The following is a 13939-nucleotide window of genomic DNA, read 5'->3' on the forward strand; positions in this document are numbered from 1 at the left end:
ATCGCTCAACGGATAAAAGCTACCCCGGGGATAACAGGCTTATCTCCCCCAAGAGTCCACATCGACGGGGAGGTTTGGCACCTCGATGTCGGCTCATCGCATCCTGGGGCTGTAGTCGGTCCCAAGGGTTGGGCTGTTCGCCCATTAAAGCGGTACGCGAGCTGGGTTCAGAACGTCGTGAGACAGTTCGGTCCCTATCCGTCGTGGGCGTAGGAAATTTGAGAGGAGCTGTCCTTAGTACGAGAGGACCGGGATGGACGCACCGCTGGTGTACCAGTTGTTCTGCCAAGGGCATAGCTGGGTAGCTATGTGCGGAAGGGATAAGTGCTGAAAGCATCTAAGCATGAAGCCCCCCTCAAGATGAGATTTCCCATAGCGTAAGCTAGTAAGATCCCTGAAAGATGATCAGGTTGATAGGTTCGAGGTGGAAGCATGGTGACATGTGGAGCTGACGAATACTAATAGATCGAGGACTTAACCATATAATATGTAGCAAATGTTATCTAGTTTTGAAGGAATATATATTAAAATTTCTTCTTGACATTTCGAAAGAAATGTTTATAATGATAAAAGTCTGGTAATGATGGCAGAGAGGTCACACCCGTTCCCATACCGAACACGGAAGTTAAGCTCTCTAGCGCCGATGGTAGTTGGGACCTTGTCCCTGTGAGAGTAGGACGTTGCCAGGCTAATATTATTCCGCAGTAGCTCAGTGGTAGAGCTATCGGCTGTTAACCGATCGGTCGTAGGTTCGAGTCCTACCTGCGGAGCCATTATGCTTCCATAGCTCAGCTGGTAGAGCACTTCCATGGTAAGGAAGAGGTCACCGGTTCAAGCCCGGTTGGAAGCTTGGGAATAGGTTTAAAACTTTTTTGGCCCGTTGGTCAAGTGGTTAAGACACCGCCCTTTCACGGCGGTAACACGGGTTCGAATCCCGTACGGGTCACCACTTTTGGAGGATTAGCTCAGCTGGGAGAGCACCTGCCTTACAAGCAGGGGGTCGGCGGTTCGATCCCGTCATCCTCCACCATATATATTTAAAATGTCGGAGGGGTAGCGAAGTGGCTAAACGCGGCGGACTGTAAATCCGCTCCTTCGGGTTCGGCAGTTCGAATCTGCCCCCCTCCACCATTTTCTTTAAAATAACCTGAGAGGGTTTATTTTTTTGAAAAGATAACCATACTAGTAAATATTAATGGGCTATAGCCAAGCGGTAAGGCAACGGACTTTGACTCCGTCATGCGCTGGTTCGAATCCAGCTAGCCCAGCCATTTACGAGCCATTAGCTCAGTTGGTAGAGCATCTGACTTTTAATCAGAGGGTCGAAGGTTCGAGTCCTTCATGGCTCATCATTTTTGCGGAAGTAGTTCAGTGGTAGAATACAACCTTGCCAAGGTTGGGGTCGCGGGTTCGAATCCCGTCTTCCGCTTAATTAATAAGGGGCCTTAGCTCAGCTGGGAGAGCGCCTGCCTTGCACGCAGGAGGTCAGCGGTTCGATCCCGCTAGGCTCCATCTAAATAAAAAAGCTTACATCATACGATGTAAGCTTTTTTTGTGTTTAAAAAGACAACTTTTATACTTGTCGTTTAAAATGAAGAAAACGTAAAAATAAGGGATGGGGAGATAATTGTGAAAGTTGTTATTGCATCTGATTCATATAAAGAAAGCCTAAAAGCTATAGAAGTATGTGGAGCTATTGAAAGAGGTTTTAGAGCAATTTTTCCTAATGCAGAGTATGTGAAAATACCAATTGGAGATGGAGGAGAAGGGACGGTTGAATCACTTGTTGATGCTACAGGGGGGAGAATTATATCAATTAGTGTGACAGGACCGCTTAGAGAAGGTATACAAGCTTTTTATGGCATTTCTAAAGATAAAAAGACAGCGTTTATTGAAATGGCAGCAGCATCAGGATTACAGCACGTTCCAGTTGAAAAGCGCAACCCACTTATTACAACGACAAAAGGAACAGGAGAACTTATATTACATGCGCTAAATCAAGGAGTGGAGTACATAATTTTAGGACTTGGAGGAAGTGCTACAAATGATGGCGGGGCAGGTATGTTAGCGGCTTTAGGAGTAAGGTTTATAAATGGCAAGGGTGAAGTAATAGATCCATCTGGAGGCACATTACACTCGATTGTTACTATTGATTTTTCACGAATGGACCCACGCTTAAAGGGGGTAAAGATAGAAGCGGCATGTGATGTGGATAATCCATTAGTCGGAATGCAGGGAGCATCTTTCGTATTTGGGAGACAAAAGGGTGCAAATATAGAGATGATGAAAGAGCTAGATGAAAATTTACAACATTATGCGAATATGCTTAAACGATATGTATCTTTTGATGTATCTGAAATACCTGGTGCAGGGGCAGCGGGAGGAATGGGAGCGGCTGTTATTTCAGTGTTAAAGGGAGACTTGCGTAGGGGCATTGAAATTGTATTAGATTATACAAATTTCGATAAACATATAGAAGATGCAAATCTTATTATAACTGGTGAAGGTAGAATAGATAAACAAACTGCATATGGAAAGGCTCCTGTGGGTGTTGCGGGGCGTGCAAAACGTTTTTCTGTGCCTGTAATTGCTATTGGAGGGTCTGTATCATCTGATTATTCAGCTGTGTACGAGAAAGGAATAGATGCGGTATTTAGTATTACAACGAGACCGATGACACTAGAAGAAGCATATAAAGTAGCAGAAGAAAATATTGAAATGACAACGAAGAATATTGCAACAGTATGGAAAATAGCATCAGAAAAACACTTCTAAATATAGGAGTGTTTTATTATTATTATTTAATAATAGTGATTGCGATTGTTTCATTAAGTTAACTTTATACATAGAATGGTCTTAAAATTTGGTTTTCAACGTGAATATAAGTGAATAAATTGTATATCCATACAGAAAAATGTCGAGTTGAGTCAGACTATATAAAAGATTTAAAATATTTAGTGAAGGCATAAAAGGGGGATACTATCTATGAAAAAAGAAATCTCAGTTATTGGAGTTCCAATGGATTTAGGACAGATGCGTCGTGGAGTTGATATGGGACCGAGCGCGATCCGTTATGCAGGGGTAATTGAAAGAATTGAAGAAATTGGATATGACGTTAAAGATATGGGAGATATATGTATAGAGAGAGAAAAAGAGATAGATGAAAATACAAAATTAAGAAACCTTACACAAGTTGCAACTGTATGTAATGAATTAGCAAGTAAGGTGGATCATATTATAGAAGAAGGTCGTTTTCCACTTGTATTAGGTGGTGACCATAGTATTGCTATCGGTACATTAGCTGGTGTAGCAAAACATTATAAAAACTTAGGCGTTATTTGGTATGATGCACACGGTGATTTAAATACAGAGGAAACTTCACCATCTGGAAATATTCATGGTATGTCACTTGCAGCAAGTTTAGGTTATGGACATTCTTCACTTGTAGATTTATACGGAGCATATCCAAAGGTGAAAAAAGAGAATGTCGTAATTATCGGTGCGCGTGCATTGGATGAAGGAGAAAAAGATTTCATTCGCAATGAAGGTATTAAAGTGTTCTCAATGCATGAAATTGATCGTATGGGGATGACGGCTGTGATGGAAGAAACAATCGCATATTTATCTCATACCGATGGTGTACACTTATCATTAGATTTAGATGGTCTTGATCCTCATGATGCACCAGGTGTTGGAACACCTGTAATTGGCGGTCTATCTTATCGTGAAAGTCATTTGGCGATGGAAATGTTAGCAGAAGCTGATATTATCACATCTGCTGAATTTGTTGAGGTAAATACGATTTTAGATGAGAGAAATAGAACGGCAACAACAGCAGTTGCTTTAATGGGTTCTTTATTCGGTGAAAAACTAAAATAAATGTAAGAAAAGCAACTGAGAAGTTGCTTTTTTTATTTGAAAATAAGCGTATAATAATGATTTATATTATACTGTACAATAAAAATGTTTGACATCTTACCAATTTGAGCTAAAGGGGGTTGTTTGTAATTGTCGTTTGTTTCATGTATGGTATAATTAACTAGTTGTTGGAAATACATACAGATAGAGCATAAAACAATATTTCAATATATGGATAGAATTGCTCGTAAGTAGGAGGAAGGGATAGCATGCCTTTTGAAGATACGACCATTTTGAAATATCTTAGTACGGCATTAGATATTGCCATTGTATGGTTTATTATATATAAGCTAATTCTTATAATCCGAGGGACGAAAGCTGTTCAACTTTTAAAAGGGATTACAGTTATTATCGTCGTTAAGATGATCAGTATTTTCCTTGAATTGCGTACGCTATCTTGGCTAACTGAACAAGTATTAACGTGGGGATTTTTAGCCGTTATTATTATCTTTCAGCCAGAATTGCGAAGAGCACTTGAGCAGCTAGGGCGCGGGAGTTTATTTTCGCGTGTTGGAACGCATGAGGATGATGAACCTGAAATGGTTGCAACAGCGATAGCAAAAGCAACCGAATATATGGGGAAACGTAGAATTGGTGCATTAATTACTTTGTCAAAAGAGACCGGTATGGGTGATTATGTGGAAACGGGTATTCCGCTTAATGCAAACGTATCATCGGAATTACTTATTAATATTTTTATTCCAAATACACCTCTTCATGACGGAGCGGTAATTATGCAAGGAAGTACAATTAAAGCAGCAGCATGCTATCTTCCATTATCAGAAAGTCCGTTTATTTCTAAAGAATTAGGAACTAGACATCGTGCTGCAATGGGAGTTAGTGAAGTTACTGATAGTATTACAGTAGTTGTGTCTGAAGAAACTGGTCAAATTTCTTTAACGAAAAATGGTAAGTTGCATCGTGATTTGAAGACAGAACAGCTGAAAGATATGTTATTAGCTGAATTTAGTGGAAACGAAAAAACGACTTCTTCGTCTTTATGGAATTGGAGGAGAAAGCGTCATGGATAAGTTAATGGAGAATCATTGGTTTTTAAAAGGGATCTCATTACTATTGGCGTGTATGCTTTTTATGTCAGCGACGTTAACTGAAAAAAATACGACATCAGGTATATTACCTTTTGCAAATGATACGAAAGAAACATTAACTAATTATGCTATTAATCTTAAGTATGATGAGGAAAAATATATTGTAAGTGGTATTCCGGCAGAGGGCGTTAAAGTAAAATTAGAAGGCCCAAAAGCATCAGTTGCTACAGCAAAAGCAAAAAAACAATTTGACATACCGGTTGATTTGCGAGATAGTCCAAAAGGAACTTATGAGATTTCTTTAAAAACGAACGGGCTTCCAGATGATGTGAAAGGAACAGTTCAGCCATCAACAATTAAAGTTACTCTTCATGAAAAGGCGAGAAAATATGTTCATGTAGATCTGAAATTATCAAATGAGGATCAGATGCCAGCGGGGGCTACTCTAGAAAAATCAAGCCTTAAACCGGATACTGTTGAGGTAGTTGGGACGAAAGAAGAAATTGAAAGCATTTCATCTGCCAAAGCGTATGTTGATTTAAAAGGTGTTAATAAAACTGTTACAAAAACTCCCGAAGTTACATTATACAATAAAGAAGGAAAACGTTTAAATGTAAGAACAAGTCCATCTAAGATTAGTGTAACGTTGAATGTGGCAACGCAAACTACAGCCAATAATACTGAAAAAACTGTTCCTGTAACGTATACGAAGAAGGGGAGTTTAGCAGAAGGATTGGCGGTTACAAATATCAGTGTTGAACCGAGAGAAGTAACGATAGCTGGTCCAAAAGATATTTTGGATAATATACAATCTCTAGAGGGGGTCGAAGTAGATCTTAGTCAATTGACAGAGTCTACAACATTCGATGCCTCTGTTTTATTACCCAAGGGTGTAACAAGTGCAAAACCGAATCAAGTGAAGGTTTCGGTGGGAGTGCAAAAAACAAAACAAACGAAAACAAAAACGATTGATGGTATCCCAATCCAGAAAAATGGACTGTCTAAAGATGTTACTGCTCAGCTACTTTCGCCGCAAGATGGAAAGATAAGTGTTGATATTTCAGGAGAAGCAAGTATAGTAGATAAAATAACAGCTGCTCAAATAACAGCGGTAATTAATCTGCAAAATGTATCCTCAGGGACGAAAGATATTTCCATTCAAGTGAGCGGTCCTGGTAATATTTCAATAGAGCCAAAACAAAAAAGTGCTAAAGTTACTATTGTGAAGAAAGAAAAACCAGATAAAGAAGTACAGGGTAACGGTCAACAACCGGATTCAAATACGGATCAAGAAAATCAAAATGAGAAACCAAAAAATCCTGAACCTGATTCAGAAAAAGAACAGGAAAAGAATCAAAACCAAAATCAAAATCAAGATAAAGATAAAGAAACGAGTCAAGAACCAACAGTAGATAATCAAAAAGAGCAAGAAAAAGGAGCGAATCATAATGGGTAAATATTTTGGTACAGATGGAGTACGCGGAGTTGCAAATAAGGAGTTAACACCTGAATTAGCTTTCAAAATTGGACGTTTTGGTGGTTATGTATTAACAAAAGATACAGATCGTCCAAAAGTAATTATCGGTCGTGATACACGTGTATCTGGTCATATGTTAGAAGGAGCTTTAGTAGCAGGCCTATTATCAACTGGAGCAGAAGTAATGCGCCTTGGCGTTATTTCTACACCGGGCGTTGCTTATTTAACAAAAGCACTAGATGCACAAGCGGGTGTTATGATTTCTGCATCTCATAATCCAGTACAAGATAACGGTATTAAATTCTTTGGTTCAGACGGCTTTAAATTAACAGATGAGCAAGAAGCTGAGATTGAAGCTTTATTAGACAAAGAAGTTGATGAACTACCACGTCCGACAGGTACTAATCTTGGACAAGTGAGCGATTACTTTGAAGGTGGACAAAAATATTTACAGTACATTAAACAAACTGTTGAAGAAGATTTCTCTGGCCTACATATCGCTTTAGATTGTGCACATGGTGCAACTTCTTCTCTAGCTCCATACTTATTTGCAGACCTAGAAGCTGATATTTCAACAATGGGAACTTCTCCAAACGGTATGAATATTAATGAGGGTGTAGGATCTACACATCCAGAAGGCTTAGCTGAATTGGTAAAAGAAAAAGGTGCGGATATCGGACTTGCTTTTGATGGCGATGGCGACCGTTTAATTGCTGTAGACGAAAAAGGAAACATCGTTGACGGTGATCAAATTATGTTCATTTGTGCGAAATATATGAAAGAAACTGGTCAATTAAAACATAATACAGTTGTTTCAACTGTTATGAGTAACTTAGGTTTCTACAAGGCACTTGAAGCAAATAATATTACAAGTGATAAAACAGCAGTTGGTGACCGCTACGTAATGGAAGAAATGAAGCGTGGAGGTTACAACCTAGGTGGAGAACAATCAGGCCACATTATCTTACTTGATTACATTACAACTGGTGATGGAATGTTAAGTGCACTTCAACTTGTAAACATCATGAAAATGACGAAAAAGCCATTATCTGAGCTTGCAGGAGAAATGACGAAATTCCCACAATTGTTAGTAAACGTTCGTGTAACAGATAAAAAATTAGCATTAGAAAATGAAAAAATTAAAGAAATTATTCGTGTTGTAGAGGAAGAAATGAACGGTGATGGCCGTATTCTTGTTCGTCCATCTGGAACAGAGCCACTTATTCGTGTAATGGCAGAAGCACCAACACAAGAAGTTTGTGATGCATATGTACATCGCATTGTAGAAGTTGTGAAAGCCGAAGTTGGCGCTGAATAATTAGCTGAATTTATATGAAAAAGGAGCACAAAAAGTGCTCCTTTTTCATATGTTTTATAGACGATGAAAAAAATTTCATTGACGGTTTATCCATGTTTGTTATAAGATGGTCTTGTTCTTTTTCTCAAAGGAAATATTGTAAATTATAAAAGCGCCAGAACTACAAATAGTGTAGTTGACGAGGTGGGGTTTATCGAGATTTCGGCGGATGACTCCCGGTTGTTCATCACAACCGCAAACTTTTACTTAAATCATTAAGGTGACTTAGTGGACAAAGGTGAAAGTGTGATGAGAGAAGAGGAACGGATGAAAACTAGCTGTATAAGTATATACGGACTTAAACCCAATCGAGAGGAAGGTGAAAGCCGTTACAAGCTTACAGGGCTAGCAATATGTAATCCGTTTTTTAGTATAAATAAAAATGGTATCGGACTATGTCGTTACATGTTCGCAGAGCAGTGTAAGCATTTGTAACGGCGACTAAACATGTGTGGAATCGTAGGATTTATTGGAGAGCAAGATGCAAAGGAAATTTTATTAAAAGGTTTAGAAAAGCTAGAATATCGTGGATATGATTCAGCAGGTATTGCAGTACAAGCAGAGAACGGTGTTGTTGTATACAAAGAAAAAGGCCGTATCGCAAAACTTCGTGAAATCGTAGATGAGAACGTAGCAGCAAGCGTGGGTATCGGACACACACGCTGGGCTACACACGGTGTTCCAAGTAAGGTAAACGCGCATCCGCATCAAAGTACATCAAAACGCTTTACATTAGTTCATAACGGTGTAATTGAAAACTATGAATTAGTGAAAAAGGAATATTTACAAGATGTAACGTTCGTAAGTGAAACAGATACAGAGGTTATCGTACAGCTTATGGAACAACAAGTGAGCACAGGATTAAGTGTAGAAGAAGCGTTCCGTAATACGCTATCTCTTTTACATGGCTCTTATGCAATCGGATTACTTGATGCTGAAAATCCAAACATGATTTATGTTGCTAAAAACAAAAGCCCGCTATTAGTAGGTGTTGGTGACAACTTTAATGTTGTGGCAAGCGACGCTATGGCGATGTTACAAGTTACAGATCAATTTATTGAGCTAATGGATAAAGAAATCGTAATCGTAACGAAAGAAAGTATTACAATTAAAAACTTACAAGGTGAAACGATTGAACGTGCACCGTTTACAGCGGAATTAGACGCAAGTGATATTGAAAAGGGAACATATCCTCATTTCATGCTTAAAGAAATCGATGAGCAACCACTTGTAATCCGTAATATAATTCAAAAGTATCAAGATGAAAATGGCGAAATTGAATTAAATCAAGACATCCGCAATGCGATTTTAGATAGCGATCGTATTTACATCATTGCATGTGGAACGAGTTATCATGCAGGTCTTGTTGGAAAACAATTTATCGAGAAGTTTGCAAAAATGCCAGTTGAAGTACACGTGGCAAGTGAATTCTCTTACAACATGCCATTATTAACAGAAAGACCATTCTTCATTTACATTTCACAAAGTGGTGAAACAGCTGATAGCCGTGCAGTACTTGTGCAAACAAATGAAATGGGCCATAAAGCATTAACAATTACAAACGTGCCTGGTTCTACGCTTTCTCGTGAAGCTGATTATACACTTCCGTTATACGCTGGACCAGAAATTGCAGTTGCATCAACGAAAGCTTACACAGCACAGCTTGCAGTACTTTCAATTTTAGCGGCTGATATTGCTAAAGCAAAAGGTGAAGTTCTTGATTTCGATTTAACACACGAACTAGGACTTGTAGCAAATGCAATGATAGAACTTTGTGATCAAAAAGAAGAAATGGACGCATTAGCAAAACAATTTTTAGCGACAACGCGTAACTGTTTCTTCATCGGACGTAGCGTAGACTTCTACGTAGGATTAGAAGGTGCGTTAAAACTAAAAGAAATCTCTTACATCCAAGCAGAAGGATTCGCTGGAGGAGAGTTAAAACACGGTACAATCGCTTTAATCGAAAATGGTACACCAGTTATCGCACTTGCTACACAAGAGCACGTAAACCTTGGAATTCGTGGTAACGTGAAAGAAGTAGTAGCACGCGGGGCTAACCCATGTATCATTTCAATGAAAGGCTTAGAAATGGAAGGTGACAGCTTCGTATTACCAGCTGTACACGAAGCGCTAGCACCGCTAGTAGCAGTTATTCCATTACAACTTATCTCATACTACGCAGCACTTCACCGCGAGTGTGACGTTGATAAGCCACGTAACTTAGCTAAGTCTGTTACTGTTGAGTAGGAGATTGGTAGGTTAATAAGTATAGTTATACGTTTGAAATAAATTAAAACTAAGAAAAAACTCTGTAAAAATCATTTTACAGAGTTTTTTTAGTTATTTATTGTTTTACATAACAAATTGTTACTTGTTCGTCTATGTGGAAAATCTGTAACGCTTTACCATCTAAATTTTTAACCTCATATGATGAATAAATAGGTCTTTCTAATTTCACTTCTTGACCATTTTGAGTTCCTTTTTCCACCATTAGCGTTAACTGATGGGAAGAAACGTCTGCTTGGTATGTTCCTGTTAAGTAATTATCTTTATTTGGATAAGAACCATTTGCATATGTTTCAAATGTCTTATCTGCTTTTAGGACTAACGTAGTTTTGACTCCGTCTCCGTAATCAATACCCCAATTACCTACAAGCTCTGTACCGTCTTTATAGTTGTTCTGTACATTCTTAAACTTAGCGGAATCCTCGTCTGGTGTATCAATTTTTCCTTTGAATATACCAGTTTTATCTTGGGTACTGTATGTTTTAACTGTATTACCACTAGATAAACTCGGTGAGTTAGAAGAACTAGTACCACTTGTTGTAGAAGTAGTTGTTGAACCACCCTTAGCTTCCGCTTTTAACTTATTAAATACAGGTTTCCAAATGCGTTTTGCTTCATCTAATTTATTGTTTGCTTTATCTATGATTGCATCATCCGTATCTTTAAGTGTTTTAGAGTAATCAAATAACTTCGATACTTCTTTGAAAGATTCTTTTAACTTTTGAACAGCTTTTACAATTTCCTTATGATCTTCCTTGTATTTTCCTGGTGCATCTATACGCTCTATTTTATTAAATACTTTATCTAAGTCTTTAATACTATCTCGTACCTCTTCATTTGACTTACTTCCCTTTTTATTATCCCTCACAGAGGCATCATAGTAATCTAGACGTCTTAATAAGTCTTCTTCAATGTCTACCATAAGTTGTGGGTAATCCTCAGGTAAAACCATAATCATCTTAACATCTTTACTTTCTTCTTTTGAGTTAGTTGATTTTTCCTTTGTTTCAGATGATTTACCTTCTGACTTAGTTGAATTTGTTCCTTCTGTCTTAGTTTCTTTACTTTCTTGTTTACCAGATTCAGCATTTGTTTTTTCTTTTTCTCCAAATAAATTTGTTACACTACAAGCTGACATAGAAACTACTAATCCGGATGCTAGTAAAATTTTACCTGTACTCTTTTTGAAATTCTTCATATGATTTTTCAATTCTCCCTTTGAAAACATAAAATAGATGTGCTTTAGCCCCTTTAAAACTAAAAAACATACCCCTTCTATATTTATTTTATAATACCTTTCTACGTATAATATTTTACAATTAATTACAGATACGGTCAAAATTTATCTTAGTTTAACGATGTTCACAAAAAAGATGCGAAGCTTTATTCCTTCAAGTAAAGATTCTAAGTGAGTTTTGATTAAAATTTTTTTATAAAAATCTCATACTTAGTTAAAAAGAGTAATTCTATTTTGATCAATCGTTTTTTCAAAATGAATTTTTTTGTTGTTAAATAAAGATTTGTGACTTCATTTCTATCAAATTTTATTCCAAACCAACATATAGTTATAGCTTTAAAATAAATTTACAAATTTGTATCTAAAAGGGGTGTTTTTGTGTCGAAAAAGAACATCTAGAATTGGTAAGTGGATAGAACTCCATAAATTAAAGTTTTACTTTATCGACTTCACTTTTATTTATCTGAATTTTCCGTTATCATTTTAAGTATTCGTGAACAATTTCCTTTATTACGACAAAAAGAGACGAGAGATTTATGGACATTTCGAGGGGGTATATTGATGAAAGTGAATGAAAAAACATATTTAAGTATAGAAGAGGTTATTTCATTACCAACCGTATCAAGTACAAACATAAGTGATGATGGTAAAAACGTAGCATTTGTTAAGAAGACGGCTGATTGGAAAGACAATACATATAGGAATCATGTATGGATATATGAAAAAGATAAGAAGCGGAGTTACCCATTATCAAATAGTGATATAGATAGTATACACCCATTATGGTCTCCAGATGCTAGGTGTATCGCATATCTTAGTCCAGTTGGTGATGGGAAAAATCAGATATTTGTTAAGTCACTAGATGGTTATAGAGAGGTTCAAATTACCGATGAGAAAGAAGGAGTCAGTACATTCAAATGGGGTCCTACTGGCAAGGGTCTTTATTATGTTACGCAGTCAAAAGAATGTGAGGAGATAAAGAAACGTAAGGACCTATATGGAGATTTTCAACATATAGGTAAGGAACACCAGAATAATTGTTTATATTACATTGAAATAGAGAAGGTGATACAAAGTGATACAGATGAACACGAGAACAGAGTCGTTTATCAATTAACGGATGGTAAGGATTTTCATATCCATGAATTTGATATTTCAAATGATGGTAAAAAGGTTGTATTTATGGCGACACCAAGCTCAAATATGGCAGATTATATAAATGGAGATCTATACATACTCCATATTAAAGCTGGAGAGCTACAAAAGCTGAATGTGGATAAGTTGTTGGGAGGGAGTGTTTGCTTTTCTCCTGATGGCAGTGAAATATGTTACACAGCAAGCATAAGAGAGAAGGATTACTATAGAAACCATATACAAGATAGTACGTTAGAGATATATGATATAAATACCGGAAAGGTAATTCAACCTGTAACAAATTTTGATAGTACGGTTATGCCATTACAGTGGACAGCTAAAGGGGTTTTAATTAGGTGGCAGAATAAAACGAATTATCTTATTGGTTTGCTAGCCGAAGATGGCACTGTGGAAATATTAAGCGAAAAAGTAGATGGCTTTATAATGGATGCTTCTATAACAAAGGATGGCAAACATATATCCTACAATAAGGCAATAACAAATGAAACCTTTGAAATCTATTTAGACGATAAAAAAATAACGGATGAAAATAGCTTTTTCAAAGGGAAACTTAGAAGTAACAGGGAAATCATCTCATGGAAAAGTAGCGATGGTCTTGAAATAGAAGGTGTTTTATCAACGCCAGTAGAGTTTGACACTAATAAAAAATATCCTTTATTAGTAGTAATTCACGGCGGTCCGGCTTGGGCATCTTTTCCGATATTTTCAGACTGCTTCAATGAGAAATATCCGATTGAACAGTTTGTTGAAAAAGGCTTTATCGTTTTAGAGCCAAATTACAGAGGAAGTTCAGGTTATGGTAATGAATTTTTAAAAGCTAACTATAGAAAACAGGGGATTGCTGACTACGATGATGTTATATCTGGAGTGGATGAACTAGTAGAAAAAGGGATGGTAGACAAGGATAGAGTAGGAGTTATGGGATGGAGCAACGGTGGATATGTATCAGCTTTCTGTTCTACGTTTAGTAGTCGGTTTAAAGCTATTTCAGTTGGCGGTGGAATCACTAACTGGAGTACCCATTATGTAAATACAGATATACCTTACTTTATTAGAATGTATTTAGGAAATACTCCATGGAATGATCCAGAGATATATACGAAGACATCACCTATGACGTATATTAAATCAGCTTGTACGCCTACCTTAATTCAACATGGGGAAAAGGATGCAAGAATTCCAATTACAAATGCATATGATCTATATCAAGGATTAATGGATATGGAAGTTGATACAGAATTAATTATATTTAAAGGAATGGCATATAGTTCTGACCAACCAGGAGTTCATGTGGCTATTATGAAGCAGAACTTGATGTGGTTTTCGCACTATATTCTTGAGGAGAGTATGGAGGGCTTTAGGACTTTGTAATGGATGTTTGTACAAGACATAAGGTTGAAACGGTCTTCATATTGAGATGATTTATTATAAAATATATACTTAAACTACTATCAGTA

At 37.2% G+C, this 13939-nt stretch carries 9 protein-coding genes, 9 tRNA genes and 2 rRNA genes (1 of these 20 running past the window's edge); 19 read left to right on the forward strand and 1 reads right to left on the reverse strand.

What is annotated here, in order from left to right; all coding sequences use genetic code 11:
• The 18 genes from DN399_RS00895 to glmS form a co-directional block, all read left to right on the forward strand.
• A 23S ribosomal RNA gene (locus tag DN399_RS00895) occupies positions 1 to 482 on the forward strand; it begins 2440 nt to the left of the window's first position.
• Between the two features lie 91 nt (positions 483 to 573).
• Positions 574 to 689 (forward strand): 5S ribosomal RNA (rrf, locus tag DN399_RS00900).
• Between the two features lie 9 nt (positions 690 to 698).
• A tRNA-Asn gene (locus tag DN399_RS00905) sits at positions 699 to 773 on the forward strand.
• Positions 774 to 777: 4 nt separating this feature from the next.
• Positions 778 to 850: transfer RNA gene (locus DN399_RS00910), tRNA-Thr, on the forward strand.
• Between the two features lie 24 nt (positions 851 to 874).
• Positions 875 to 949 (forward strand) — tRNA-Glu (locus DN399_RS00915).
• A 5-nt stretch (positions 950 to 954) separates the two neighbouring features.
• Positions 955 to 1030: transfer RNA gene (locus DN399_RS00920), tRNA-Val, on the forward strand.
• Positions 1031 to 1047: 17 nt separating this feature from the next.
• A tRNA-Tyr gene (locus DN399_RS00925) sits at positions 1048 to 1131 on the forward strand.
• 65 nt (positions 1132 to 1196) lie between these two features.
• Positions 1197 to 1271: transfer RNA gene (locus DN399_RS00930), tRNA-Gln, on the forward strand.
• Positions 1272 to 1276: 5 nt separating this feature from the next.
• Positions 1277 to 1349 (forward strand) — tRNA-Lys (locus DN399_RS00935).
• Between the two features lie 8 nt (positions 1350 to 1357).
• Positions 1358 to 1429, forward strand: a tRNA-Gly gene (locus tag DN399_RS00940).
• A 10-nt stretch (positions 1430 to 1439) separates the two neighbouring features.
• Positions 1440 to 1512: transfer RNA gene (locus tag DN399_RS00945), tRNA-Ala, on the forward strand.
• 117 nt (positions 1513 to 1629) lie between these two features.
• A complete protein-coding gene (locus DN399_RS00950; protein ID WP_000869592.1) occupies positions 1630 to 2775 on the forward strand; it encodes a glycerate kinase in 1146 nt (381 codons plus the stop codon).
• A 210-nt stretch (positions 2776 to 2985) separates the two neighbouring features.
• Positions 2986 to 3879: an arginase gene (gene rocF, locus DN399_RS00955; RefSeq protein ID WP_000711563.1), complete on the forward strand. Its 894-nt coding sequence runs from the start codon at positions 2986 to 2988 to the stop codon at positions 3877 to 3879.
• 248 nt (positions 3880 to 4127) lie between these two features.
• Positions 4128 to 4949, forward strand: coding sequence for a diadenylate cyclase CdaA (gene cdaA, locus DN399_RS00960; RefSeq protein ID WP_001115697.1), 822 nt, complete (start codon positions 4128 to 4130; stop codon positions 4947 to 4949).
• Positions 4942 to 6423 carry a CdaR family protein gene (locus DN399_RS00965; protein WP_000359601.1) on the forward strand — a complete coding sequence of 494 codons (1482 nt, stop codon included), beginning with the start codon at positions 4942 to 4944 and terminating at the stop codon, positions 6421 to 6423. The genes cdaA and DN399_RS00965 overlap by 8 nt, the downstream gene beginning before the upstream one ends.
• Positions 6416 to 7762 (forward strand): phosphoglucosamine mutase, encoded by a 1347-nt coding sequence (glmM, locus tag DN399_RS00970; RefSeq protein WP_000521476.1) that lies wholly within the window; start codon positions 6416 to 6418, stop codon positions 7760 to 7762. Before DN399_RS00965 ends, glmM begins: the two co-directional genes overlap by 8 nt.
• A gap of 288 nt (positions 7763 to 8050) precedes the next feature.
• Complete coding sequence (locus tag DN399_RS00975; RefSeq protein WP_001206405.1) at positions 8051 to 8236, forward strand: hypothetical protein; 186 nt, start codon at positions 8051 to 8053, stop codon at positions 8234 to 8236.
• Positions 8237 to 8248: 12 nt separating this feature from the next.
• Positions 8249 to 10051: a glutamine--fructose-6-phosphate transaminase (isomerizing) gene (glmS, locus tag DN399_RS00980; protein WP_000334163.1), complete on the forward strand. Its 1803-nt coding sequence runs from the start codon at positions 8249 to 8251 to the stop codon at positions 10049 to 10051.
• A gap of 97 nt (positions 10052 to 10148) precedes the next feature.
• On the opposite strand, the gene DN399_RS00985 is transcribed toward glmS, so the two are convergent.
• A complete protein-coding gene (locus tag DN399_RS00985) occupies positions 10149 to 11300 on the reverse strand; it encodes a DUF3994 domain-containing protein (protein ID WP_414635045.1) in 1152 nt (383 codons plus the stop codon).
• 588 nt (positions 11301 to 11888) lie between these two features.
• On the opposite strand from DN399_RS00985, the gene DN399_RS00990 reads away from it, so the two are divergent.
• Positions 11889 to 13853: a S9 family peptidase gene (locus tag DN399_RS00990; protein WP_149149279.1), complete on the forward strand. Its 1965-nt coding sequence runs from the start codon at positions 11889 to 11891 to the stop codon at positions 13851 to 13853.
• Positions 13854 to 13939 lie beyond the last annotated feature (86 nt).

The organism is Bacillus sp. AR4-2, assembly GCF_008274865.1.
Lineage (GTDB): Bacteria > Bacillota > Bacilli > Bacillales > Bacillaceae_G > Bacillus_A > Bacillus_A cereus.